The sequence below is a fragment of the Aeromonas sp. 130281 genome (assembly GCF_056642115.1).
This window is the reverse complement of the sequence record NZ_JBWVQS010000004.1, coordinates 261,531-284,876: the sequence shown is the minus strand read 5'-3', so window position 1 is coordinate 284,876 and position 23,346 is coordinate 261,531. Positions and strand designations below refer to the sequence as shown.

Below are 23,346 nucleotides of genomic sequence, written 5' to 3'. Positions count from 1 at the left end.
CGATCGCCCTGCTGCCACCGTCACTCGCCACCCATGCACAAGAAAGGAGGGATCAATATGGTCAATTCTGTCACTGAGCAGCTGACGCAGGCGCTGCCGCTGCTGGCGGTGGGCGCGGGTCAGACCCTCGCCATCTCCCTGCTCGCCATCCTGTTCGCCACCCTGGGTGGGGTCGGTTACGGCGTGCTGGCACAGCAGGGGGGAAGGCTGACCCGGGGAGTGCTGAGGGTGTATCTGGAGTTGTTTCGGGTGGTACCCGTGCTGGTCTGGCTCTACCTCTTCTTCTTCGGGCTGCCGATCTTCTTCGGCCTGGATATCCCGGCCTTCTGGTGCGCCGTGCTGGTGCTCTCCCTGTGGGGCGCCAGCGAGGTGGGGGAAGTGGTGCGCGGTGGGCTCAAGTCCCTCGCCCGCGGCCAGCAGGAGGCCGGCCTGGCCCTCGGGCTCTCCCGCTGGCAGCTCTATCGCCACGTGCTGCTGCCCCAGGCGCTGCAACGGCTGACGCCGCCCACCATCAACATCCATACCCGCATCATCAAGACCAGCTCGTTGGCGGTGCTGATCGGGGTGGTGGAGGTGATCAAGGTGGGCCAGCAGATCATCGAGCGCACCTATGGCTCGCTGCTCATCTACGGTCTGCTGTTCCTGTTCTTTTTTCTGGTCTGCTATCCGCTCTCGCTCGCCTCGCGCCGGCTGGAGCAACAATGGGGTAATGCGGTATGACACCTCTGCTTGAGCTCAATGCTGTCAGCAAACAATTTGGCCAACACCGGGTACTGGACGAGGTCAGCCTCGCGGTGAACCCCGGGGAAGTGATCGTCATCCTGGGGCCGAGCGGCTGCGGCAAGAGCACCTTGCTGCGCACCCTGAACGGGTTAGAGCCGATTCAGGGGGGCGAGATCCGCTTCGACGGCGTGCTGCTGGATGCCAGCACCGACTGGCAGCGGCTACGCCAGCGCATCGGCATGGTGTTCCAGAGCTATCACCTCTTCCCGAACCTGACAGTGCTGGAGAACGTGCTGCTCGGCCCCCTTCAGGTGCAAAAACGAGAGCGGCAGGAGGCCCTGCTGCAGGCGGAGCAGCTGCTGACCCGGGTCGGCCTGTGGGAGCGGCGCCACGACTATCCGCGCCAGCTCTCCGGCGGCCAGCAGCAGCGCATCGCCATAGTGCGGGCCCTGTGCATGAACCCCCAGGTGATGCTGTTTGACGAGGTGACCGCTGCGCTGGATCCCGAGATGGTGCAGGAGGTGCTGGAGGTGATCCGCGATCTCGCCGGCAGCGGCATGACCCTGCTCATCGTCACCCACGAGCTGGCGTTCGCCCAGGCGGTGGCGGATCGCATCCTCTTCATGGACGGCGGCCACATCCTGGAGCAGGCCGCCCCCCATCAATTTTTCGACAATCCCAGGAGCCAGCGTGCGCGCCAGTTCCTCGCCAAGTTCTCTTATACAACTGTCATCAAACGAAAGGAGTCAGCATGAAGAAAATTACCTCGGTTCTGTTTAGTGCCTTATTGGGACTGGGTCTCGCCAGTGGCGCCGCCCAGGCGGCGGACGGTTCCCTCGCCAAGATCAAGGAACGCGACAAGCTCATCGTCGGCGTCTTCACCGACAAGCCCCCCTTCGGCTATGTGGACGAGAAGGGCAACTACGTCGGCTTTGATACCGATCTCGGTCGTCGTTTCGCCAAGGATCTGCTGGGGGACGAGAACAAGGTCGAGTTTGTGGCGGTAGAGCCCGCCAGCCGCATCCCCTTCCTGCAGAGCGACAAGGTGGATCTGATCCTCGCCAACATGACGGTGACCCCGGAGCGGCGCCAGGTGGTGGACTTCACCAACCCCAACCTCAAGGTCGCGGTGCAGGTGCTGGTGCCACAAGGGAGCCCGGCCAGGAAGCTCGACGATCTGGCCAGCAAGACACTCATCGTCACCACGGGCACCACGGCGGACATCTGGCTGACCCGCAACCACCCGGAGTGGAAGGTGCTCAAGTTCGAGAAGAACACCGAATCCCTGCAGGCCCTGGCCCAGGGGCGCGGCGATGCCTACGCCCAGGACAATCTGGTGCTCTTCAGCTGGGCCAAGGAGAACCCGGGATATCGGGTATTGCCCGAGAAGCTGGGCTCGGAAGATCCCATCGCCCCGGCGGTGAAGAAGGGCAATATCGAGCTGCGTGACTGGGTCAACGACCGTCTCGCCAGGCTGGGTGAAGAGAAGTACCTGCTGAAACTCTACGACCAGTATGTGCGCGACAAGCTGAGTGCCGACACCGATCCCAACGATGTCATAGTGGAAGGGGGAAAATGGCAGGGTTGAGCCTGCCGAGGGAAGTGCTGAGTGTGTGATCTTTGGTTCCGTTGGTCTTCAAACCGCAAGGTTTGGTTTTCAGGCGTCCCCTCCGGGTGGCGCCTTTTTTTGCGTGCCTGGCAGGCGCCAGGCGGCGCACCCGCTCTGTGAGCCAGCTCCCCCTGCTGGCGCACCGTCTGTGCCATCCTGACAGGGAGAGCAATGAGAGGAGAACCCCATGTGGATCGAGGCTGAGCCCGTCTACGGCGCCCTGGTGTCACTGGCCATAGGGCTCATCATCGGACTGGAGCGGGGCTGGCAGGTGCGCCAGCTGGGGGACAACCAGCGCATCGCCGGGATGCGGACCTATGGTCTCATCGGCCTGCTCGGCGGCGTCTGCGCCCTGCTACTGCCCACCCTGGGTGCCTGGCTGGCCCTGCTCGGCCTGCTGGCTGTGGTCATCGGCTGCGGCCTCTCGGTCTGGCTGGCCCAGCGCTGGCAGGGGGAGTTTGGCCTCACCAGCTCGGTGGCCATGGTGCTCACCTACCTGCTGGGGCTGATGTCTGTGCTGCAGAGCCCGAGCGAGGCGGTGGCCTGCGCCGTGCTGGCGGCGCTCTTGATGGGACTCAAGGGCCAGATCCAGCAGGGGATGCTGTTCTTGAGCGAGACGGAATTTCACGCCACCCTGCGCTTCCTGCTCATCTCCCTGGTGCTGCTGCCCGTGCTCCCCGACGTCGAGATGGGCCCCCTCGACGCCTTCAATCCCTTCAAGATCTGGCTGATGGTGGTGGTGATCGCCGGCATCTCCTTCTCCGGTCACTTCGCGGTGCGCCTGCTCGGCACCCGTGCCGGTCTGGTGCTCACCAGCATGCTGGCGGGGCTCGCCTCCTCCACCGCCCTCACCCTGCAATTTGCCCGCCTCAACAAGGAGCAGCCCGGGCTGGAGCGGCTGCTGGCCACCGGCATACTGCTGGCGGGGGCCACCATGTGGTTGCGACTGCTGGTGCTGGTGCTGCTCATTCACAACGAACTGGCCATGCGCCTGGCCCTCCCCCTGCTGCTGCTGGCGGCCACCGTCTACGGCTTCGCCTTCTGGTTCTGGCGCCAGCGCGAGGAGATGAGCGACAACCCGGTGCAGCCCGAAACCCGCAACCCGCTGGATCTCGCCACCGCCATCAAGTTCGGCCTGCTGCTGGCGCTCATCGGCTTCATGGCCACCTTGCTGCAGAGCAAGGTAGGCAACTCCGGGGTCTATCTGCTGGCGCTGGTCTCCGGCATCACGGACGTGGACGCCATCACCCTCTCTCTCTCCCAGCTCTCCCACAAGGAGCTGGCCCTGGAGGTGGCGGCCCGGGCCATTCTGCTAGCCGGCCTGGTCAACTCCCTGGTGAAGGGGCTGCTGGCCCTGGTGATCGGCGGTCGCCGTCTGGGGCTGAGGGTCATGCTGCCCTACCTCCTCTCCACCCTGCTGATCCTGCCCCTCCTCTGGCCGGGCTGACCCGGCCACCAGGCCTGACGCCGCCCTGCCGGTCACGTATACTGGCGCCTCTTGGCACATGAGAGGAGGTGAGCATGGCAAGCGACTGGGACAAGGTACTGGCGGGGGGCGCCCTGAACAGCCAGAGCGAGGAGATAGCGAACGACCGCATTCGAGGCCAGGCCCTGCTGGCGAGACTCAACGCCACACCGGCGGGGGATCACGAGGGGCGCCAGAGCCTGTGTGCCGAGTTGTTCGGCCACTGCCCCGACTCCTGCTGGATAAGCTCCCCCTTCATCTGCGAGTTTGGCCGCAACATCCATCTGGGGGAGAAGACCTTCTTCAACTTCAACGTCACCATACTGGACGTGGGTGAGGTGCACATCGGCAGCCATGTGCTGCTGGCCCCCAACGTGCAGATCTACACCGCCACCCACACCATGGACTATCTGGAGCGCCGCAACTGGACCGCCTACAACAAGCCGGTGCGCATCGGCGATGACTGCTGGATTGGCGGCGGCGCCATCATCTGCCCCGGCGTCACCATAGGGCCGCGCTCCATCATAGGGGCAGGGGCCGTGGTGACCCGCGACATACCGGCGGGCTCCCTGGCGGTGGGCAACCCGGCCCGGGTGATCCGCACCCTCAGCCCGGACGCGCCCCGGGATCCGGCGCTGCTGTCATGATGGCCCTGGCCCTGCTGCCCCTGATCTGGGCCGCCTGGCTCGGCATTGAGGAGGCCAACTGGTGGCCGCTGGCCCTGATCACCACCATGAGCCTGCTCACAGTGCTGGCCTACGCCCACGACAAGCGGCAGGCCATTCGCGGCGGCTGGCGCATCCCGGAATCCCGCCTCCACCTGCTGGAACTGCTCGGCGGCTGGCCCGGCGCCCTGGTGGCCCGCCACTGGCTGCGCCACAAGACCCAGAAGGGGAGCTACCGGCTGCGGTTCTGGGCCATAGTACTGCTGCACCTCGGCCTGTGGGGGCTCTGGATCAGCCGGCCGCTCTGGCAGGGGCTCTGAGCCGGCGTGCTGGCAATGTCCGGGTCGGCTCTGCCGATCACGCACATGCATAATGGTGTGCAGCACGCCCGCCCCTCTCTCACCGTCAAACAGTCGATACGTGATACGCCCCCATAACTCATGAGGTCCCGTGCTGTGCTGCACATTAAGGCATGATGAGGGGCGGCCCGCATCGCGCGTTATTTGCTACACGGTAGAAAGCGCCCCATCCACGGCAAAGGATGAAAGCAAGATGAATCGGGATCTGTCATGGCATTCCAATCACCAGCTCCCATAACGCGCCCATATGCCATTCCAATCGAGCACTGCATTTCGTACGTACCCCCATCAATATAGAGAACCATGAACATGAATGCCCTATGTAAAATGCAACCCATGAATGTGTTTCAAAATATTTCAGAAGGGAAATGGACAGGATATATTAAGAACCAGTTCATCAAAACCAAACAAATAAAAGAGGGTTTTGAATACACCTAAGAATATAATTTGTTACAGGATATTTCAGAACAGGATAAAGATAATTTCATTCATAAAGCGTTCATCCTGAATGAAAAATAAAGAAATAATAAAATTACATTTTTTAAAATACTAGTCGCGATTAATTTCGCGGGTTATTATTTGATCACATCATAGAGTTACTAAACATAGCCGCCTTAAAGAGCGTCATACGTACTTTCCACATCGTTGCATCGCTGTAACTCGCCCCCTGTTTATGATTATTCAAGCCCTGCCGGGTTTGCTCCAAAAATATAAACCTAGAGGACTTTACCTATGACAAAGATGTTACGGTCATATGTCGCCCTGCTTTTTTCATTCTTATTATTGGGTTGTAGTAGTGGCTCAGAGGATACGACCCCCGAGACCTCGCCATCATTAGAACAGATCCATATTGTTGCCAACCCGATCAGCACAAGAGGCAGCAGTTCACTCATTCTGGCAAAAGGTAATACCCAGCCCTTTATTGCAACAGGTCATTATGACGATGGTTCGGTCAAGGATCTGACGAGTGAGACAAGCTGGCATTCCAGTGACAGCCGGATCGCCACCATGTCGTCACCCGGTGCACTCACCGCGAGAGACACGGGGACGACCACAGTCACGGCAAGCCACGATGGCATCACCAGCAACACAGTCCAGGTCACCGTCACCGATGCCACCCTCACCGCCATTCAAGTCACGCCGCCGAGCGTGTCGGTCGGCAAAGGCCAGACCCAGCAACTGACCGCCACTGCCACCTACAGCGACAACACCACGGCGGATATCAGCGGCAACGTCACCTGGTTGCCAACCGGCATCACCATGGCAACCGTCTCATCAACCGGCCTGCTGACCGGCAGGGTAGCGGGCACCACGGAACTGACCGCCAGCAAGGACGGCATCACTAGCAACGCAGTCCAAATTACTGTCACCGATGCCACCCTCACTGCAATCCAGATCACGCCGCCAAGCGTGTCGCTCGGCAAAGGCCAGACCCAGCAGCTGACTGCCACCGCCACCTACAGCGACAACACCACGGCAGATGTGACCAGCAGCGTTGCCTGGCTGCCAACCGACATCACCACGGCAACTGTCTCATCAACCGGCCTGCTGAGCGGTGTGGAACAGGGCACAACAGAGGTCACCGCCAGCCTGGATGGCGTGACCGGCAACACAGTCCAAATTACCGTCACCGACGCCATCCTCACCGCCATTCAAGTAACGCCGCCAAGCGTGTCGGTCGGCAAAGGCCAGACTCAGCAGCTGACCGCCACCGCCACCTACAGCGACAACACCACGGCGAATGTGACCAATGGCGTCGCCTGGCTGTCGGATGACACAGCCACGGCCACTATCCCCCCCAACGGCCTGCTGACCGGTGTGGAGCAGGGCACCGCAGAGGTCACCGCCAGCCTGGACGGCATCACCGGCAACACAGTCCAGGTCACCGTCACCGACGCCATCCTCACCGCCATTCAAGTAACGCCGCCAAGCGTCTCGCTCGCCAAGGGCCAGACCCAACAACTGACCGCCACCGCCACCTACAGCGACAACACCACGGCGAATGTGACCGGCAGCGTCGCCTGGCTGTCCGATGACGCCGCCACGGCCACCATCACCGCCACCGGCCTGCTGACTGGTGTGGAACAGGGCATCGCAGAGGTCACCGCCAGCCTGGACGGCATCACCGGCAACACAATCCAGGTCACCGTCACCGACGCCATCCTCACCGCCATTCAAGTAACGCCGCCAAGCGTCTCGCTCGCCAAGGGCCAGACCCGGCAACTGACCGCTACCGCTATTTACAGCGACAACACCACAGCGGATATCAGCAGCAACGCCTCCTGGGTCACTTGGCTGCTAAACGGCACGGCCGCGGCAACCGTCTCATCAACCGGCCTGCTGACCGGGATGGTAACGGGGATCACGGAAGCGACCGCCCACCAGGACAGAATCACCAGCAACATCGTCGACGTCACCGTCACCGATGCCATCCTCACCGCCATCGAGATCACACCGCCAAGCGTGTCGGTCGGCAAGGGCCAGACTCAGCAGCTGACCGCCACCGCCACCTACAGCGACAACACCACGGCGAATGTAACCAGCAGCGTCGCCTGGCTGTCCGATGACACCGCCATGGCCACCATCACCCCCAACGGCCTGCTGACCGGTGTGGAACAGGGCAGCGCAGAAGTGACCGCCAGCCTGGATGGCGTGACCAGTGACAGGGTGACAATCAATGTCGTCGTCACCCCTCTCTTCGGGGCGTTTGAAGATATTTCCGTCAATGACTTCACTTTTACTGTCGATGCCGGGTTCCCGACCACAGGGTTTGATGGGGCGGAATTTGTCCTGAATACTCCCAGTACGCCGAGTGATTACACCTGGAGCAGTGATGCTGCATGGGTCTCTGTGGATAACAGTGGAATGGTGAGCTTTATATCTCAGGGTGATGCCGCACCTGTCACTATTACAGCGACACCAACGTCGGGAGGAACATCTCTAGCCTATACCTTTACGATAGCCTCCTGGTTTCGAAGTAATGGATCATCAAGGGTCACTTATTCTGAAGCAAGAACTTGGTGTAATGAACAACAACCCTCTTACCAATGGAAAATTCCCGCTTACAGACTATTATCACAAGCTCCGGCAACCCGAGGCGTAGGTGCACTGTGGAGGGAGTGGGGTGATATGATGAACTATGGCAACTCCACCTTCACTTGGCGTGGACACTGGTCGTCCACTACTGTCAGCACCAGCAACTACTATTTTGTTTACTTGGACTCAGGCAACGTTAACTGGACAGCTGGTAGTAATAATACCTCTAACGCTGCTATATGCGCCTTGACACTGTAAGCCTCAGCCAAATACCTGTTGACTCATACATTTAAATAATCCGCACCTGAAGGTGCGGATTTTTCCAAAGAATATTAATTGGGCGCTGACTCCGGTTACAGATACACTATCATCCTAAACGATGCGGTCTGTACGTAATGAAGGGCAAGTTAAATTTAAAAACAGCATATATCACAGCCCCCATCTGAATGAGAAAGTGAGCCGCTGCCACCTTGTGGTGGCGGCATTCTTTGACGACCACAAGGGTTGGCTTGTAATTTATCCCCATCAGCTAAAGGCCATACCCGCGCATTCAGATGATGTTTACGTCATCCAGAATATCCCACTCATATTCAACATAGGAGTCGCCTTCTACCTTCCCGCCTGTCGTCGCGAAGGTCTGCCGTGCGGCTTTATTTTCCATATCGGTCCCGGCCCAAACCAGCTTGACACCATCGCGCTTGCAGCAGGCAATCAAGGCGTTCACCAGTCCTTTTCCGATGCCATGCCCTCTTTTTTCACCCATCACTTCAATATCATACAGATACGCCAGGCTCCCCCCTGTTCTCACGTCGGGAAACCGGTATGCACTCAGCAGCCCAGCCGGCCCCTCTTCATCCAAGGCAACCAGCAGATAACAGCGGTCATCGGAAATAGCGGCGGCAATATCCTCCAGAGAGGCTTTTACTGCCCCCTCACCTGTATCGGCAAGCAGTATGGATAGCGCCTGAAACCAGATATTCTCGCCACCGCTCTCCAGCCTTCTAATTTCCATATGATGACCTCACAATGATGTCCGGCCTGATATGCATCATCGATATCAGGTGACAAGCATTTATTAAAAGAAAACTCTATCAATAACATACTGAATAATGTGCATGGATGATCGGTCGCAAACATGCCGTCATATCTGGGCAAACGGATCTCCCTGTAGCAAATACCGACAGAGCGCCTTTTTCCATCCAATGTACAGACGAAGAGAGATTCCCCTCCGCCATGACGTGGCAAGGCAAAGCCCCCCATAAACAGGGGACAAACCTGGCATGCCGACAGTGAGCCTGATTCGGCGTACTCTTCTGCATGAAAATATCGTCCTCATCCCCCTCCCCTCTGCCTGACAGACATCGATTCGCTCGGACAATCCGGCCCTGACAGCAGATAACCAAGCACGGAAGAGACTCCCTCCGCTAATCATGGCCTCGCCGTACAGGTGGGCAGTTTGTCACGGGGAAATACCTGGAATGGGAGCTATCGCCTGCGGTTCTGGGCCATCGTCTGGGGCAATTATTGCTGCTCGGTATCTGGGTTAGCCGCCCCTTCTGGCTGGCCTGACCCTGGCCTAGCGCCAAAAGAGAGAGGGCCCCACCGCTGGTGGGGCCCTCTCTCTTTGTTGCGGACGCGATAATGACAGTAGGTCAGATCGGCCATCACTACCTTGCCATTGCCGAAGCGACAACCGCCTACCGGCCTCGTCGCCACTCTTCTGCTGCGGCGTCTAGACCGCCATGGCCGCCGACATCTCTGTCTTGATGTTGTCGGATCGGGTGCCGAAGATGGCCTGCAGGTTGTTGCCCACCACCAGCACGTCGATGGCGCCGAGGGCCTTGATGCGCGGGATATCCGCCAGCTTGATGTCATGCAGGCTGACCCGCAGCCGGGTGATGCAGGCATCCAGATGCACTATGTTCGCCGCCCCGCCCATGGCCTCAACCAGATCCAGCGCCAACTCGTCTTTCTCCTTGATGTCCACCGCCTGCAGCGGCTGGCTCTCCCGCCCCGGGGTCTTGAGGTCAAATTTGCGGATGAGGAAGCTGAACAGGCTGAAATAGAGCAGCGCCCAGAGCGGCCCTATGATCAGGAACCACCAGGTATTGTGGGTCTGTGGCAGGTTCAGGTAGAGGAAGAACTGCAAGGCGCCGTGGGCGAAGTCGGTGCTGTGCACTATCCCCAGATAGTTGGTCAGGGCGAAGGCCACCCCGGTCAGCATGGTGTGGATCACATAGAGCATGGGCGCCACGAACAGGAAGGCGAACTCCACCGGCTCGGTGATCCCGGTCAGCCAGGAGGTAAAGGCCGCCGACAGCATCAGGCCCCCCACCAGCTTGCGTTTTTCCGGGCTGGCGCAGCGATAGATGGCCAAAGCCGCGGCAGGCAGAGCCCACATGGAATACATGTATCCCCCGGCCAGCCCACCGGCACTGGGGTCTCCCTTGAAGAAGCGCACCAGCTCTCCGGTCACCACCTCCCCGGTATGGGGATTGGTCCAGCTGCCCAGCTCGTTGAAGAAGAAGGCGTTCCAGATATGGTGCAGGCCGGTCGGGATCAGGGCCCGTTCCACCAGGCCATAGAGGCCGAAGGTGACGGACTTGTTCAAGGTGCCCAGGTAGGCGGTGAACTCGAAGATGGCGGAGCCCACCACGGGCCAGATGAAGCCGAGCATCACCCCGAGGAAGATGCCGCTAAAGCCGGTGATGATGGGCACGAAGCGCTTGCCAGCGAAGAAGCCCAGGTACTCGGGCAACTTGAGGGTATGGAAGCGATTGAAGAAGTAAGCCGCCAGGGATCCCATCAGGATGCTGCCGAGGATCCCCATGTTGAGGGTGGGAATGCTCAGCACCTCGGTGTTGGTCTCCAGGCCGCGCAACACCACCGTCTTGCCGAGGGCGGCATTCATGGTGATGAAGCCCACCACGGCGGCCAGGGCGGCGGTGCCGTCATTGTTGCGGGCAAGGCCGATGGCGATGCCGATCAGAAACAGCAGCGGCATGTTGCCGAAGATCCAGTCCCCCGACACCATGAGCACGCTCCAGAAGGAGGGAGGCAGGAAGAGGTGCCCCTGGGCACCGAAGTTGCCTATCCCCAGCATCAGACCGGCGGCAGGCAGGGTCGCCACGGGGAGCATCAGGCTGCGCCCGACCCGCTGCGCCTGGGAAAAAAATGATCCGGACATGTCTCAATTCCTCTTTGATGGTTGTCCAGAACAGGGTATAGGGTCGGCGCCGGCCATGAGTATCAATAGGCTATGGGATTGTAATCAAACACTTACAAAAGGGATGCCTCATCCCTTGCTGGAGGCGCTGCGCGCCACTGTGCCGAGGCGGCGGATCACCCCCTCCCTGTCGAGCTCGGGCTGATTGAAGAAGCGATAGAGCTCGCTCTCCACCGCCTTCTGGTAGAGGGGATGCAGGGCCATGGAGTCTGCCACGCTCGGCATCAGGTTGCCCGCGGCTTCCGCCCTGTCATAGTCGATGCGCGACAGCTGGGCGCAGGGGTTGAAGTCGGCCAGGGAGAGATCCCGGCGCACCGGGATAGAGCCCTTGGCCCGATTGAAGGCGAGCTGAAAATCCGGGCTCGCCAGGGCCCGGGCAATGGTCAGATGATCTTTGGGCAGGTTGGCGTTGAACATCACAAAGCTGTCCATGTTGTAGACATAGAGCCCCTGGGTGCCAGGGGCTGGCAGGCATTGCACCTGCTCGGGCACGGCCACCCCACGGGCCAGCAGATCCCCCAGCACCCAGTCTCCCATCAACTGGAAGGCCGCCCTGCCCTCGGCGAGATCGGCAGTGGCCTGATCCCAGCTCTGGCCGCTCAGGGTGGGCAGCACCAGTTCGCTCAGCTCGCGAAAGCGGTCCAGGATCTGGCGACTGGTGTCGCTGCCGAGCGCCACCGGGTCCAGCTCGACGAAGGCCTTCTGGTAATACTCCTTGCCTCCCATCCCCAGCGCCAGGCTCTCGAACAGCAGGGCAACCTGCCAGGGGTCGTTGCCGAGCGCCAACGGCTTGATGCCCTTGGCCCTGAGGGCGCGCACCGCATCGAGAAAGCCGGGCCAGTCGGTGGGGGGGGCCATGTCGAGGCGGGCCAGCAGGGCGCGGTTGACCCACATCCAGTTGAGGCGATGCACGTTGACCGGGATCCCCATGTAGTGTCCCTCGATCTTGTTGACCCTGGGGGCCACCCCCAGCAGTTGCCGATCCCACTCCTGTTCACCTGCCACCTCGTCCTGAGGCTGGATGAAGCCAAGCAGGGTCCAGGAGGCGATGGCCTGCCCCTCCAGCTGGGCCAGAGCCGGAGGATTGCCCGCGATGGCCCGGGCCTGCAGCACCTCCATGGCGCTGTTGCCCCCGCCACCGAGGATGGCGGCATTCTTGAGTTCCACTCCGGCCCCTTGTAACTGCGCCGTCACCACGGCGAAGGCGGCCTGCTCCCCGGGGGAAGTCCACCAGTGCAACATCTCCACCTCGCCGGCCAGGGCGTCATGGAGCGGCAGGGCCAGCAACCAGGCCAGGGCGCGCAGGGAATTAGTCAAGGTTGAGCTCCAGTACCAGGGTCAGACCATGGGGTTGATGGTTGTGAAGATGAATGTCGCCGCCGTGGATGCGGGCGATGGTGAGCTGCCGGGCAGGGCGCGCAGGAAATCAGTCAAGGTTGAGCTCCAGTATCAGGGTCAGACCATGGGGTTGATGGTTGTGAAGATAAATATCGCCGCCGTGGATGCGGGCGATGTGGCGGGCTATGGTGAGGCCGAGCCCGCTGCCGGGCAGGGCCTTGGTCGACGCGACCCTAAAGTAGGGGTCAAATACCCGCTCCATCAGCGCCGGACTGATACCCGGCCCCTGGTCGCTGAATGCGATCCTCACCTTGTCCCCCTGATGCGTCACTTGTACCCGCAGGCGCTCTCCGTACTTGATGCCGTTGTCTATGATGTTTTGCAGACAGCGCTTGATGGCCAGCGGCTTGCCGACCAGCATCAGGCTGGGGGGCCCCTGCAACGTCATCCTGGGTTCATCATGGTTATGGAGCTCGCCACAGCGGCGCAGCATCTCCATCAGATCCAGCGCCTCTATCTCCTCGTGAATGTGGGTCTCCTTCATGCACTGCAGTGCCCCCTTCACCATCAACTCCATCTCGTCCAGGTGGGCGGCAAACTTGCTCTGCTCCTCTGGGTCCGCCAGCATCTCGGTACGCAGCTTGAGACAGGCCAACGGGGTCTTGAGATCATGGGACATGGCGCTGAACAACAGATCCCGCTCGTGCAGATGACTGCGAATGCGCCGCTGCATCTTGTTGAAGGCATGGATGGCGGCCCGGGTCTCGCTGCTCCCCTCCTCCTGCACCTCGGGGACCTCCCGCTTGCTGTCGAGCAGGGTCGCGGCCCGGGCCAGATTGCGGATGGGCCTTATCTCCTTGCGCACCACCCACCAGGTGGCGATCAGGATGATCAATGCCGACCCCAACATGAAACCGAGCTGGCTCGGAGTGAAGAAACGGGGATCCAGGCTCTCGTAAGGGGCGGGCAGGGCCGCCGCCAGATAGAACCAGGCGCCGGGCGCGACGGCAATCTGGATCACCAGGATCGGTGGATTGAGTTCGCCCAGGGCCAGGCTGTAGTGGGCCCAGTTCAGGGGCAGATCGTCGATGGGGATCTCTGTGTTGAATACCCGCAGATCGGCTCGGCTGGTGAAGTCGACCCTGCTGGTCACCTCGTGACCCAGCTCCTGTTGCAGCACCCGCTCCACTTCTCCCACCATCTGGGTCCGGCGGTGCGAACCCGAGATGGGGGTCACCGGCAGCGGGTGGTTGTTAAGGGAGACGAAGAAGCGGGTGCCTCCCATGTTGCGCAGCTGCTCCAGCACCAGATGACGGTAATCCTGGGGCAGCTTGCGAAAGAAGGCGATGGTGGAGGAGGCGCTCAAGGCCATGCTGCGCACCGTGCTGATCAACCCCTGCTCCTGGGCCTGGTTGCTGTGGCGATACCAGAAAAAACCGGCGCACAGCTCGGCCGCCAGTATGACGCACAGCAGAAACAGGCTGGTACGACTGGCCAGGGAGCGTGGCCCCCAGCCCCGACTAGGCCTCATAGACGGTCTCGGTCGCCAGCATGTAACCCTTGTTGCGCACCGTCATGATCAGGGTGCGATCCTTGTCATCCAGGGCCTGGCGCAGCCGGGATACCTGCACGTCTATGCCTCGCTCGAAGGGGTCGCTCTCCCGTCCCCAGATCTCCTGGGAGATGAGATCCCGACTGAGCAACTCGTTGGGGTGGCGAATGAAGAGACCGAGCAGGGTGTAGTCGGCCCCCGACAGCTGGCGTGGCGCCTCCCCCGCCCGGGAGAGCTGGCGGGTCACGCTGTCCAGGGTCCAGGAGCCGAAGCTGATGCGCCTGGCGGTCGCCGCCTGTTGGGTGAGGCGACTGCGTCGCAGCAGCGCCTTGATCCGGGCCAGCAGCTCGCGGGGATTGAAACTCTTGGTGAGGTAATCATCCGCCCCTATCTCGAGCCCGGCGATGCGATCGGCATCCTCGGTCACGGCGGTCAGCATCATGATGGGCACGTTGGAGAGGCGGCGCAGCTGGGAGCAGAGGGTGAAGCCGTCATCCCCTGGCAGCATCACATCCAGGATCACCAGATCCGGCATGCCCTGGCGCACCTGCTGCCACATGGCCTCGCCATCGCAGGCGGTGCGTACCTCGAAGCCGGCGCGGCCCAGATACTCGGTGAGGGTATCGGTCAGCGCCTGGCTGTCATCGACGATGAGAATGACTTTACTGTCCATGGCATTATCAATCTGGCTACGAAGATCGGCCCTAAGTTACCAGCACAGACGCGCCAGGGTCGAGGCAATTGGCGGGCTTTTTGTAACCAGACGCTTACAAATCGCCGTCACCCCGACCGGTCACTGGGCAAGGTTCCCCCAGGGTGACAGAATGGCTGTACTCACCCCCGACGGGGAGCAGATGACAGGGAGGCAATATGAGTCTGTGGACAGGCATAGTCCTGATCGTCTTTATCAGTGTGCTGTTTGGCTATCTCGGCAAGCGCGCCCGCTACCAGCTGGGGGATGTCCGCATCACGGATCGCCTCGGCAAGCAGGATCTCATCATCAAGGAGTTGCAGGAGCGGGTCGCCAACCTGGAGGCCATAGTGCTGGAGCAGGAGAAGCGCCGCCCCTTCGACGAGCTATAGGGATGCCGCCGGGCAAATGGCAGGAGACCGACGCCCCGAACAGCCCTCCGACGACAAGCCAAGGCAGGGGCGCGGGCGCGGCAATAAGAGAAACGGCAACCAAGGTTGCCGTTTTTCTTGTTCGCTCTCACCCCGGACTCCGGGGCGGCGTGGCTAGTCTGCCGCAGGCGCTGCGGCAGGCGGCATGGCAGCTGGCATGCTCTCTTGCATGGCCTTGGCCAGCGCCTCCCCGCCCCGCTCACGGGCCCCCTGGATGGCGCCCTCCCTGTCTTCTTTCTCCTTGTTCTGGCTCAGCTTGAACTTGCCGACCAGCCGATCGATCTCGATCTCTATGCCCACCACGGCCTGCACCATGGCTTCGATATAGTCGCGCGGCGCATCCGCCATCTTCCAGGGAGCAGGCTCTTCAGCCTCCTGGGTGCGGGTCAGGGTGGCGAGCAGGCGGCGCACGAAGCGGGCATCGTCCCGCACCCGGATGCGGCCGTGGGCATGCACCACGGCATAGTTCCAGGTGGGCACCTGTTTGTGGTGCGCCTGCTTGCTCGGATACCAGTTGGGGGAGATGTAGCCCTCCGCGGCCCTGAAGATCACCAGCACTTCCTGCCCTTCCTTCACCTCCTGCCAGAGCGGGTTGTTGCGCGCCACATGGGCCCGCAAGATCCCATGCTCCCCCTCATCGGCATCGAACTCGAACGGCAGGTGGTTGGCATCCAGCCCCTGCTCGCCCTGGGTGACCAGGGCCCCCAGGGGGTGAGCCTGCATCAGCTGATGCAGCGCCTCGGGATCGGTGGCGGCGAAATGGGGTGGCAGGTACATGCAGGCTCCTTTATCCGTGGTGGTGTGTCCGTACTAAACCCGTCGAGATGATCCCATGGCGGGAGAACATCATCTCGAGTTTGCCTGCCGAGCGCCACCGAAGAAAGCCTTGGCCGCCAGCGGAGAACAGCGGCCACCCGCTCAGGGCAAAAGACTCCCTTTGGCCAGGTAGCCGATGTGATAGGCATCGGCCCCTGCCGGCATCACTTGTGGGAGCGACGGCAAGAGATCCACCTCCAGCCACTGCCAGCGGGAAAGATCCCAGCCGCTCACCATGGCCCCGGTGTGCAGCTCGGCCAGGCAGGCATGGGGGGCAATGGCTGTGCGCCGCAAGATGGCCACCCTGGCCTGCTCGAGATCCTCCATCTGCGGGGCTGACAGCAGATGCCAGGTCTCGATATGGGGCCAGCCGAAATGCCTGGTGAGCGCGGCAAAGCCCTCGCTTGCCAGGAATCGGTGCATCGCCTCGGCGCTTTGCCACACATAGAAGGGGGCATAGCGGTTCTCCCGGCATGGCAGTGCGGCCTCGTCATGGCGGCCATAGAGATAGGCCTTGAACAGCAAGCCGAGGAAGCCGTCGAGCCTGGCCCCGTTGCTGGCAATCCGCGCCTCGATGAGCCCCATGTCGTAGTCTGCGGGCAGGGTGAATCTGTAGTGCATGGCGATCATATGGCCACCCCCTGCCGGAACATCAGACCCCGTCCGAAGCTCCACTCCTCGCTGCCGTTTTGCTGGATCACCACCATGAGGTTGTCGGGATGGATCCCCAGCTCCTCATGCAGCCGCTCGGCGAGCCGCCCATAGAGCCGCTCCTTGACCTCAGTGCTGCGCGGCTTCCCCGCCAGGATCTGGAAGAGGATGAAGTCGCCGTCCCGGCGGCCGGTCTGGTAGTGGGGGTGATAGACGAGCGCCTTGGCCGGCAGGATCTCCAGGATCTGGAACTTGTCCTCCGGCGGCACCTCGAACACCTCCACCAGGGTCTGGTGATAGAGCGCGGAGAGCTGCTGCAGGCGCGCGTCGCTCATCCCCTCGCGCACTGTGATGCGGGTCAGCGGCATGGGTTGGCCTCCTCGCGGGCGGGCAACAGGCTCACTGCGGTGACAGCGGCGGGCAAGCCGGCGTAGAAGGCGAGATGGGTGAACAGCTCCTCCAGCTGATCCCGTGTCAGGCCGTTTTGCTGGGCGAACGCTATGTGCCACGGCAGTTGTTGCACCCGCCCCAGCGACGCCAGTATGGCCAGGGTGATCAGGCTGCGCTCGCGGGCTGACAAGGCGGGCCGCTGCCAGATATCGCCAAACAGCGTGTCTTCCGCTAGCTGGGACAGTCTCGGCGCCACCAGCGCCAGGTCGTCACGATCAAGAACAGGATGGGTCATGGCAATCTCCTTGGATGGTGAAGCCACTCTCTCCCACTGCTACAATTTAGAAAATCGAAATATCAAAGACCATCAATCCCGATTATCAGGACAATTATGACGCCCATTCCCCTGAACCTGGATCTCGATGCCCTGCGCAGCTATGTCGTCGGCATGGAGTGCGGCAACTTTGCGCTGGCGGCGCAGCGGCTGTGTCGCTCCACCTCGGCGGTCAGCGCCCAGTTGAAAAAACTCGAGCAGCAATGCGGCACGGCACTGGTCGCTCGCAGCGGGCGCCACCTGGTCCCGACCCCCCAGGGAGAGCTGCTGCTGGGCTATGGGAAACGGCTGCTGGATCTCAATGACGAGGCCGTGCGCGCCCTCAAGGGGGAGCTGCTGCAAGGGGAGCTCAGGCTGGGGGTACAGGAGGACTTTGGCGAATCTTTGCTGCCGGCTGTGCTGGGGCCCTTCTGTCGCCTGCATCCCGGGCTTCGCATGACGACCCGCATCGATCGCAATGGGCCGCTGACAAAGGGGATCAAGGAGGGCAGCCTCGACATGGCCCTGACCTGGCAGCCAAAGGATGAGGGCCTGGATGCCCGGCTCATCGATCTGGTGCCACTGCAGTGGATAGCGCACCCGGACTGGGAGCTCGCCACTATGCTGGCACGGGGGGAGCCTTTGCCCCTGGTGGTCTTCGATGCCCCCTGCCTGATGCGATCACGGGCCACCCGGGCCCTCGACGAGGCCGGGATCCCCTGGCGCATCGCCTTCACCAGCCAGAGTCTAGGGGGGATCTGGGCGGCCTTGCAGGCAGGGCTCGGGCTCACGGTGCGATCCACCATCGGCATGCCGGCCAGTCTGGTGACCCTCGGCAGCGTGCTGCCGTCACCGGGTACCCTAGGGGTCGCCCTGCTGAGGGCGGGCAATGAACCCAATGAGGCAGAGCGCCAGTTGCAGGCACTGCTTACCGACGCCGTGCATCGGGCCAGTGCCAGCAAGGGCTGAGAAGACGTGCTGCCATAGCTGCGGGCCTCGCCCCTGTCGCTATTGCCCAGAGCCATCACCGCCCCCAGCCTGTCTCCCACCTCCTTGTGCTGACTCGGCTTGAACTTGCCAACCAGGCGGTTGATCCCTGTCGCCACCCCTACCACGGCCTCGATATAGTCTCGCGCTGCATCCGCCATCTTCCAGAGAGCGGGCGCGCATCAGCTCGTGCATGGCCTCGGGATGTGGGGCTTCGAAGTGAGGGGAAGATACATGACGGCTCCCTGGACAATGACAGGCCTGCGATCCGCACGGGCAACATGGGCACCCATACTCTCCCACAGCCAGGGAGATGCATCACCCGATGATGGTTATGATGGCTCTCCTGGACGAAGCAGGGGAGAGATCAGGTTCTCCCTCCCATGGCTGATGACTGCGATGCAACTATATGCGCCGCACTCAGGACAGGGTCAGCGCATTTAGCAAGTCATGACCCGCTGGCCAGGAACCCAGCCCGCTGGCGCCATTGATATGACCGGCTTCGCCAACATTGACCAGCTCACTCCCCCAGACTGCCGCACACTGCTCGGCATAGGCGATTGCGCCATAGGGATCATCGGTACTGGCAATGACCATGGAGGCGAATGGCAGAGCCTTCCGTGGCAGTGGCGCGAATCCCGTCGCCTGCGCTGGAAAGTTCGGGCCTTGCGGATTGGGCACCGCAACCAGCAAGGCACCCTTGATCTTTAACGTCGTCTGCGCCGCCCAATGGGCAACCAGCAGACAGGCCAGGCTATGGGCAACCAAAATCGTCTCTTCTCCATGGTGCTTGACGCTGGCCTCCAGTGACGCCACCCAGTCGGCACAATGGGGGCTGTCCCAATCACGCTGCTCGACGCGCACATAATGGGGGTTGGCTTGCTCCCAGTGACTCTGCCAATGGTCTGCTCCCGAATTTCCGATCCCGGGCAATATTAGTACTGTCATGCTGCAATTTTCCTTTTGCGACTCAAGCCCACTCATGCTCTATGGCAGTGCCAACGCTCAGATGGCGGCTCGTCATATGAGCTGAAGGAACCTCAAGGCAGTAAAACGGCAACCATAGGGTTGCCGTTGTTCACTCGTCCGGGCAGGTTCGACTCAGCCCGCCCGCTTGGCAAGCCAGGCTTCGGCGGCGGTGAGGGCCGCTTCTATCTGCTCCCGGGCGACACCGCCCTTGGCGACCCGCTTGGCCAGGGTGGCTTCCAGCTCCAGGTTCGGATAGACATCCTCCCCCACCACAGGGCTGAAACGCTGGAACTCAGGCAAAGAGAGATCTTCCAGCGGCTTCTTCACTTGGATCGCGTAGACCACGGTCTCGCCGACAATATGGTGCGCCTCGCGGAACGGAATGCCCTTGGCCACCAGGTAATCCGCCAGTTCGGTGGCGTTGGCGTAACCGCCCTGGGCCGCCGCCTTGGTGCGCTCGCCATTCACCTTCAGATCGATCAGCACCAGAGCCGCCATGTCGAGGCAGTCGTGCCAGGTGTCGAGGGCGTCGAACAGCCCTTCCTTGTCTTCCTGCATGTCCTTGTTGTAGGCCAGCGGCAGCGCCTTGAGGCTCATCAGCATGCCCATCTGGGCGCCGACCACCCGACCAGTCTTGCCGCGAATGAGCTCAAGGGCATCCGGGTTCTTCTTCTGGGGCATCAGGGAGGAGCCCGAGGTGACCGCATCGGAGAGCTCGACAAAGCCCGCCTCGCCTGTGTTGTAGAAGATAAGATCTTCCGCAAAGCGCGACAGGTGCGCCATGGAGAGGGACGCCACGTGCATCAGCTCCACCACATGATCCCGATCCGACACAGAATCCAGGCTGTTGCGGGTGGCGCCGCCAAAGCCCATGTCGAGCGCCAGCGCCTCCCGGTCGATGGCATACGCCGTGCCCGCCAGGGCGCCGCAGCCGAGGGGGCTGGTGTCGAGGCGCTTGAGGGCATCCTGCAGCCGGGAATAGTCCCGCTCCAGCATCTCCACATAGGCCAAGGCCCAGTGGGCGAAGGTGACCGGCTGGGCCCGCTGCAAATGGGTGTAACCCGGCAGCACGGCGGCTTGATTGGCACGGGCAGAGGCGACCAGCCCCTGTTGCAGCGCGGTGATGGAGCCGAGCAGCAGCGCGCCCTGGGCCTTGCACCAGAGTTTGAGGTCGGTGGCGACCTGATCGTTGCGCGAGCGGCCGGTGTGCAGCTTCTTGCCCAGCGTCCCCACGGCATCGATGAGCTTGCCCTCGACCCAGGAGTGGATGTCTTCGGCGTCCGAGCTCAGGATCTGCTGGGGATCCTGCTGCACCGAGGCGAGCAGCACCTCCATCGCCTGTTGCAGCTTGCCCTGCTCATCGCTGGTCAATACGCCCACCTTCACCAGCGCACGGGCCCAGGCCATGGAGCCCTGAATATCCTGCTCCGCCAACCGGTAATCGAACCGCAGCGAATCGTTGAACTGCTTGAACCGGCTATCGGCTCCCTGACTGAAGCGTCCACCCCAAAGTGCCATACTGCTCTCCTTGAATGCGTTGTCGGCGGCGCCTTGCGCCGTCGAGCTTGAAATCGTGCCCTGTTTATCTGCATGACAGTGCGGTAGCGAGCGATGTGGCTGCTGTCACATCAAGTAACTGCGAACCGGTTCCCTCTCCCTTTGGGAGAGGGCCAGGGTGAGAGCAATTTCCCCCTCATCCCCAACCCTTCTCCCGCAAGGGGAGAAGGGGGCAAAGCACACCCCTCATTGAAAGCCGCCCCTGTTATCTCACAGACGCGGCCCGGGCGCTGCCGCTCTTGTCACAGCTCATCGGTTATCCTTCCCCCGCTTACAGACGAGGGAATCAGGTCGCCGCTTATAAGTGAGGGGGCCAAGCCCCCTCACCGGTTTTCTGCGGCTTGAAACCTCGAGGGTTAGCCGTGGGTGTGATCACCACCGATGGCCTGATGCTGCTCCTTCATGGCGCGGATCCGGCTGGCCAGGGTGTAGAGACGGATAAAGCCTTCGGCATGGCTCTGGTCGTACACTTCGTCGGCGCCGAAGGTGGCGAAGTCTTCGGAGTAGAGGCTGTTCGGCGACTTCTTCTGCACCGCGGTGACCTGACCCTTGTACATCTTCAGCACCACTTCACCGTCGAGATCCTCGGCGATGGCGTTGGCAGAGGCGACAATGGCCTTGCACAGCGGGGTGAACCAGCGACCGTCATAGACCAGATGGGAGAACTCGGCACCCAGCTTCTCGCGCCAGGCGCGGGTCGGGCGATCCAAGACCAGCTCTTCCACGGCGCGCAGTGCGGCGACCATGACGGTACCGCCCGGGGTCTCGTAGCAGCCACGGGACTTCATGCCCACCATGCGGTTCTCTGTGATGTCGATGCGGCCCACGCCGTGCTTGCCGGCACGCTCGTTCAGGGTCATCAGGATCTGGTGCGGGGTCAGGGGCTGGTCGTCAACGGCCACCACTTCGCCCTGGGCCACGGTCAGCTTGACGTATTCCGGCTCGTTCGGCGCCTGCTCGGCAGAGACAGTCCACTGCCAGACCGCTTCGGACGGCTCGTTCCAGGTGCTCTCCAGCTCGCCACCCTCGGTGGAGATGTGCCAGGCGTTGGCATCGCGGCTGTAGATCTTCTTCAGGGTCGCCTTGCAGGGGATGTTGCGGGCTTCCAGATAGGCCAGCAGATCTTCACGGGAGCGCATGTCCCACAGACGCCAGGGGGCGATGACCTTCAGCTGGGGGGCCAGGGCGGCCACGGCGCCTTCGAAGCGCACCTGATCGTTGCCCTTGCCGGTACAGCCGTGGGAGATGGCGTCGGCCCCTTCCGCCAGGGCCGCTTCCACCATCGCCTTGGCGATGATGGGACGGGCCATGGAGGTGCCCAGCAGGTAGGTGCCTTCGTAGACGGCGCCTGTCTTCAGGGTCGGATAGACGTACTCTTTGACGAACTCTTCCCGCAGATCCTTGACGATGCACTTGGTGGCGCCGGAGGCGATGGCTTTTTGCTCGATCCCTTCCAGATCGTCACGCTCCTGGCCCACGTCGGCGACGAAGGCGATGATCTCCGCATCGTAGTTCTCTTTGAGCCAGGGAATGATGGCCGAGGTATCCAGTCCGCCCGAGTAAGCCAGTACGATCTTGTTGATTCCGCTCATTTACTTCTCTCCGTGATGATTCGATAAGGTTGTGATTCAGGGTCGGTCGCCGGCTTATTTATGACCCAACAGCGTCAGCAGCACGGCATTCTGGATATGCATCCGGTTTTCTGCCTCATCCATGATGAGGGAGGCTGGTCCGTCCATGACCTCCGAGGTGATCTCCAGCTCCCGATGCGCCGGCTGACAATGCAGCACGTGGGCGATGCCGGTGCGATCGAGCAGGGCCTGGTTGATCTGATAAGGCATGAAGATATCTTTTACCTGCTCCATTGGTGTGTTGTCACCCATGGAAACCCAGGTGTCGGTATAAACCACGTCGAAGCCTTCGATGGCGCCCACGTCATCGCTGATGTTGATGTGCGCGCCAGATTGCGCCGCCAGCGCCTGGGCCTGCAGGAAGATCTGGGTATCCGGGCCGTGGCCCTTGGGGCAGACCAGGGTCACGTCGGTGCCGAGGGTCGCCCCCAGCAGCAGCAGGGAGTGGCTGACGTTGTTGCCATCGCCCAGATACGCCAGCTTCACCTTGGACAGATCCGCGTAGTGCTCGCTGATGGTCATGAAGTCCGCCAGCCCCTGGCAGGGGTGGTAGAGGTTGCACAGGCTGTTCACCACCGGCACAGAGCCATGCTCCGCCAGCTCGACCAGAGTCTGGTGATCGAACACCCGCGCGACGATGGCGTCACACCAGCGCGACAGGTTGGCGGCGAAATCCTTCACCGACTCCCGCTTGCCGAGCGCGCCGTTCTGCTGATCCAGGTAGACGCTGTGACCGCCCAGCCGGGCGATGCCGATGTCGAAGGTGACCCGGGTGCGCAGGGAGGGCTTCTCGAACAGGGTGACCACGCTCTTGCCTGCCAGCGCCTGGCCGTACTTCTTGGGGTCCGCCTTGACCGATTTGCCCAGGGCGATCAGCGCCTCTATCTGGGCCTTGCTCAAGTCACTGTCTTTCAGAAGATGTTGCATCGGATGTTCC

22 protein-coding genes are annotated in these 23,346 nt (G+C 61.8%); 9 read left to right on the top strand and 13 right to left on the bottom strand.

Translation table 11 applies throughout. The features are described from left to right. Window positions 1–57 precede the first annotated feature (57 nt). The 7 genes from AC1IN8_RS13300 (at window position 58) to AC1IN8_RS13270 (ending at window position 8,115) form a co-directional block, all read left to right on the top strand. Window positions 58–720: an amino acid ABC transporter permease gene (locus tag AC1IN8_RS13300; protein WP_479759097.1), complete on the top strand. Its 663-nt coding sequence runs from the start codon at window positions 58–60 to the stop codon at window positions 718–720. Further along, window positions 717–1,478, top strand: a complete 762-nt coding sequence (locus AC1IN8_RS13295; protein ID WP_479759095.1) for an amino acid ABC transporter ATP-binding protein — start codon at window positions 717–719, stop codon at window positions 1,476–1,478. The genes AC1IN8_RS13300 and AC1IN8_RS13295 overlap by 4 nt, the downstream gene beginning before the upstream one ends. Further along, the gene (locus AC1IN8_RS13290) at window positions 1,475–2,311 is read left to right on the top strand and encodes a transporter substrate-binding domain-containing protein (RefSeq protein ID WP_479759094.1); all 837 of its coding nucleotides are present in this window, start codon (window positions 1,475–1,477) and stop codon (window positions 2,309–2,311) included. Before AC1IN8_RS13295 ends, AC1IN8_RS13290 begins: the two co-directional genes overlap by 4 nt. 208 nt (window positions 2,312–2,519) lie before the next feature. Then, window positions 2,520–3,779 carry an MgtC/SapB family protein gene (locus tag AC1IN8_RS13285; RefSeq protein WP_247625518.1) on the top strand — a complete coding sequence of 420 codons (1,260 nt, stop codon included), beginning with the start codon at window positions 2,520–2,522 and terminating at the stop codon, window positions 3,777–3,779. 74 nt (window positions 3,780–3,853) lie between these two features. Beyond that, window positions 3,854–4,444, top strand: coding sequence for a sugar O-acetyltransferase (locus tag AC1IN8_RS13280; RefSeq protein ID WP_479759092.1), 591 nt, complete (start codon window positions 3,854–3,856; stop codon window positions 4,442–4,444). Then, window positions 4,441–4,782 (top strand): DUF1294 domain-containing protein, encoded by a 342-nt coding sequence (locus AC1IN8_RS13275; RefSeq protein ID WP_342059802.1) that lies wholly within the window; start codon window positions 4,441–4,443, stop codon window positions 4,780–4,782. Before AC1IN8_RS13280 ends, AC1IN8_RS13275 begins: the two co-directional genes overlap by 4 nt. A gap of 771 nt (window positions 4,783–5,553) precedes the next feature. Beyond that, window positions 5,554–8,115 carry a beta strand repeat-containing protein gene (locus AC1IN8_RS13270; RefSeq protein WP_479759090.1) on the top strand — a complete coding sequence of 854 codons (2,562 nt, stop codon included), beginning with the start codon at window positions 5,554–5,556 and terminating at the stop codon, window positions 8,113–8,115. 292 nt (window positions 8,116–8,407) lie between these two features. Here AC1IN8_RS13270 and AC1IN8_RS13265 read toward each other — a convergent pair whose 3' ends face one another. The 5 genes from AC1IN8_RS13265 to AC1IN8_RS13245 all read right to left on the bottom strand — a co-directional run bounded on the left by AC1IN8_RS13265 (window position 8,408) and on the right by AC1IN8_RS13245 (window position 14,646). Next, window positions 8,408–8,869: a GNAT family N-acetyltransferase gene (locus tag AC1IN8_RS13265; RefSeq protein WP_479759088.1), complete on the bottom strand. Its 462-nt coding sequence runs from the start codon at window positions 8,867–8,869 to the stop codon at window positions 8,408–8,410. Between the two features lie 720 nt (window positions 8,870–9,589). Beyond that, complete coding sequence (ptsG, locus tag AC1IN8_RS13260) at window positions 9,590–11,044, bottom strand: glucose-specific PTS transporter subunit IIBC (protein ID WP_479759086.1); 1,455 nt, start codon at window positions 11,042–11,044, stop codon at window positions 9,590–9,592. Window positions 11,045–11,152: 108 nt separating this feature from the next. After that, entirely contained in the window at window positions 11,153–12,400 is a 1,248-nt protein-coding gene (locus AC1IN8_RS13255) for an ABC transporter substrate-binding protein (RefSeq protein WP_139433981.1), read from the bottom strand. Window positions 12,401–12,509: 109 nt separating this feature from the next. Further along, window positions 12,510–13,952 carry a sensor histidine kinase gene (locus tag AC1IN8_RS13250; protein ID WP_479759084.1) on the bottom strand — a complete coding sequence of 481 codons (1,443 nt, stop codon included), beginning with the start codon at window positions 13,950–13,952 and terminating at the stop codon, window positions 12,510–12,512. Then, the gene (locus AC1IN8_RS13245) at window positions 13,942–14,646 is read right to left on the bottom strand and encodes a response regulator transcription factor (protein ID WP_427229499.1); all 705 of its coding nucleotides are present in this window, start codon (window positions 14,644–14,646) and stop codon (window positions 13,942–13,944) included. Before AC1IN8_RS13245 ends, AC1IN8_RS13250 begins: the two co-directional genes overlap by 11 nt. A 197-nt stretch (window positions 14,647–14,843) precedes the next feature. Here AC1IN8_RS13245 and AC1IN8_RS13240 point away from each other — a divergent pair, with 197 nt between their 5' ends. Beyond that, window positions 14,844–15,056: a hypothetical protein gene (locus AC1IN8_RS13240; protein WP_111873993.1), complete on the top strand. Its 213-nt coding sequence runs from the start codon at window positions 14,844–14,846 to the stop codon at window positions 15,054–15,056. Window positions 15,057–15,209: 153 nt separating this feature from the next. Here AC1IN8_RS13240 and AC1IN8_RS13235 read toward each other — a convergent pair whose 3' ends face one another. The 4 genes from AC1IN8_RS13235 to AC1IN8_RS13220 all read right to left on the bottom strand — a co-directional run bounded on the left by AC1IN8_RS13235 (window position 15,210) and on the right by AC1IN8_RS13220 (window position 17,247). Further along, window positions 15,210–15,872, bottom strand: a complete 663-nt coding sequence (locus tag AC1IN8_RS13235; protein WP_479759081.1) for an FMN-binding negative transcriptional regulator — start codon at window positions 15,870–15,872, stop codon at window positions 15,210–15,212. 141 nt (window positions 15,873–16,013) lie between these two features. Next, on the bottom strand, window positions 16,014–16,532 hold the full coding sequence (locus AC1IN8_RS13230) for a DUF4865 family protein (protein ID WP_479759079.1): 519 nt from the start codon (window positions 16,530–16,532) through the stop codon (window positions 16,014–16,016). A gap of 5 nt (window positions 16,533–16,537) precedes the next feature. After that, window positions 16,538–16,930, bottom strand: a complete 393-nt coding sequence (locus AC1IN8_RS13225) for a tautomerase family protein (RefSeq protein ID WP_479759078.1) — start codon at window positions 16,928–16,930, stop codon at window positions 16,538–16,540. After that, the gene (locus tag AC1IN8_RS13220; RefSeq protein ID WP_139433974.1) at window positions 16,921–17,247 is read right to left on the bottom strand and encodes a carboxymuconolactone decarboxylase family protein; all 327 of its coding nucleotides are present in this window, start codon (window positions 17,245–17,247) and stop codon (window positions 16,921–16,923) included. The genes AC1IN8_RS13225 and AC1IN8_RS13220 overlap by 10 nt, the downstream gene beginning before the upstream one ends. A gap of 96 nt (window positions 17,248–17,343) precedes the next feature. On the opposite strand from AC1IN8_RS13220, the gene AC1IN8_RS13215 reads away from it, so the two are divergent. After that, complete coding sequence (locus tag AC1IN8_RS13215; RefSeq protein ID WP_479759075.1) at window positions 17,344–18,234, top strand: LysR substrate-binding domain-containing protein; 891 nt, start codon at window positions 17,344–17,346, stop codon at window positions 18,232–18,234. A gap of 438 nt (window positions 18,235–18,672) precedes the next feature. Here the strand turns inward: AC1IN8_RS13215 and AC1IN8_RS13210 are convergent, their stop codons facing one another. The 4 genes from AC1IN8_RS13210 to AC1IN8_RS13195 all read right to left on the bottom strand — a co-directional run bounded on the left by AC1IN8_RS13210 (window position 18,673) and on the right by AC1IN8_RS13195 (window position 23,336). Beyond that, the gene (locus AC1IN8_RS13210; RefSeq protein ID WP_202047233.1) at window positions 18,673–19,200 is read right to left on the bottom strand and encodes an RBBP9/YdeN family alpha/beta hydrolase; all 528 of its coding nucleotides are present in this window, start codon (window positions 19,198–19,200) and stop codon (window positions 18,673–18,675) included. A gap of 153 nt (window positions 19,201–19,353) precedes the next feature. After that, complete coding sequence (gene argH / locus AC1IN8_RS13205; protein ID WP_479759073.1) at window positions 19,354–20,739, bottom strand: argininosuccinate lyase; 1,386 nt, start codon at window positions 20,737–20,739, stop codon at window positions 19,354–19,356. 395 nt (window positions 20,740–21,134) lie between these two features. After that, window positions 21,135–22,370: an argininosuccinate synthase gene (locus AC1IN8_RS13200; protein WP_139433970.1), complete on the bottom strand. Its 1,236-nt coding sequence runs from the start codon at window positions 22,368–22,370 to the stop codon at window positions 21,135–21,137. A 54-nt stretch (window positions 22,371–22,424) separates the two neighbouring features. Continuing rightward, on the bottom strand, window positions 22,425–23,336 hold the full coding sequence (locus AC1IN8_RS13195; RefSeq protein WP_162519097.1) for an ornithine carbamoyltransferase: 912 nt from the start codon (window positions 23,334–23,336) through the stop codon (window positions 22,425–22,427). Between the last annotated feature and the right edge of the window lie 10 nt (window positions 23,337–23,346).

Excerpts from the sequence above, each read along its gene's own strand:
- AC1IN8_RS13300 (WP_479759097.1), top strand. The coding sequence starts at position 58 with ATGGTCAATTCTGTCACTGAGCAGCTGACGCAGGCGCTGCCGCTGCTG.
- AC1IN8_RS13295 (WP_479759095.1), top strand. The coding sequence starts at position 717 with ATGACACCTCTGCTTGAGCTCAATGCTGTCAGCAAACAATTTGGCCAA.
- AC1IN8_RS13290 (WP_479759094.1), top strand. The coding sequence starts at position 1,475 with ATGAAGAAAATTACCTCGGTTCTGTTTAGTGCCTTATTGGGACTGGGT.
- AC1IN8_RS13285 (WP_247625518.1), top strand. The coding sequence starts at position 2,520 with ATGTGGATCGAGGCTGAGCCCGTCTACGGCGCCCTGGTGTCACTGGCC.
- AC1IN8_RS13280 (WP_479759092.1), top strand. The coding sequence starts at position 3,854 with ATGGCAAGCGACTGGGACAAGGTACTGGCGGGGGGCGCCCTGAACAGC.
- AC1IN8_RS13275 (WP_342059802.1), top strand. The coding sequence starts at position 4,441 with ATGATGGCCCTGGCCCTGCTGCCCCTGATCTGGGCCGCCTGGCTCGGC.
- AC1IN8_RS13270 (WP_479759090.1), top strand. The coding sequence starts at position 5,554 with ATGACAAAGATGTTACGGTCATATGTCGCCCTGCTTTTTTCATTCTTA.
- AC1IN8_RS13265 (WP_479759088.1), bottom strand. The coding sequence starts at position 8,869 with ATGGAAATTAGAAGGCTGGAGAGCGGTGGCGAGAATATCTGGTTTCAG.
- ptsG (WP_479759086.1), bottom strand. The coding sequence starts at position 11,044 with ATGTCCGGATCATTTTTTTCCCAGGCGCAGCGGGTCGGGCGCAGCCTG.
- AC1IN8_RS13250 (WP_479759084.1), bottom strand. The coding sequence starts at position 13,952 with ATGAGGCCTAGTCGGGGCTGGGGGCCACGCTCCCTGGCCAGTCGTACC.
- AC1IN8_RS13245 (WP_427229499.1), bottom strand. The coding sequence starts at position 14,646 with ATGGACAGTAAAGTCATTCTCATCGTCGATGACAGCCAGGCGCTGACC.
- AC1IN8_RS13240 (WP_111873993.1), top strand. The coding sequence starts at position 14,844 with ATGAGTCTGTGGACAGGCATAGTCCTGATCGTCTTTATCAGTGTGCTG.
- AC1IN8_RS13235 (WP_479759081.1), bottom strand. The coding sequence starts at position 15,872 with ATGTACCTGCCACCCCATTTCGCCGCCACCGATCCCGAGGCGCTGCAT.
- AC1IN8_RS13230 (WP_479759079.1), bottom strand. The coding sequence starts at position 16,532 with ATGCACTACAGATTCACCCTGCCCGCAGACTACGACATGGGGCTCATC.
- AC1IN8_RS13225 (WP_479759078.1), bottom strand. The coding sequence starts at position 16,930 with ATGCCGCTGACCCGCATCACAGTGCGCGAGGGGATGAGCGACGCGCGC.
- AC1IN8_RS13220 (WP_139433974.1), bottom strand. The coding sequence starts at position 17,247 with ATGACCCATCCTGTTCTTGATCGTGACGACCTGGCGCTGGTGGCGCCG.
- AC1IN8_RS13215 (WP_479759075.1), top strand. The coding sequence starts at position 17,344 with ATGACGCCCATTCCCCTGAACCTGGATCTCGATGCCCTGCGCAGCTAT.
- AC1IN8_RS13210 (WP_202047233.1), bottom strand. The coding sequence starts at position 19,200 with ATGACAGTACTAATATTGCCCGGGATCGGAAATTCGGGAGCAGACCAT.
- argH (WP_479759073.1), bottom strand. The coding sequence starts at position 20,739 with ATGGCACTTTGGGGTGGACGCTTCAGTCAGGGAGCCGATAGCCGGTTC.
- AC1IN8_RS13200 (WP_139433970.1), bottom strand. The coding sequence starts at position 22,370 with ATGAGCGGAATCAACAAGATCGTACTGGCTTACTCGGGCGGACTGGAT.
- AC1IN8_RS13195 (WP_162519097.1), bottom strand. The coding sequence starts at position 23,336 with ATGCAACATCTTCTGAAAGACAGTGACTTGAGCAAGGCCCAGATAGAG.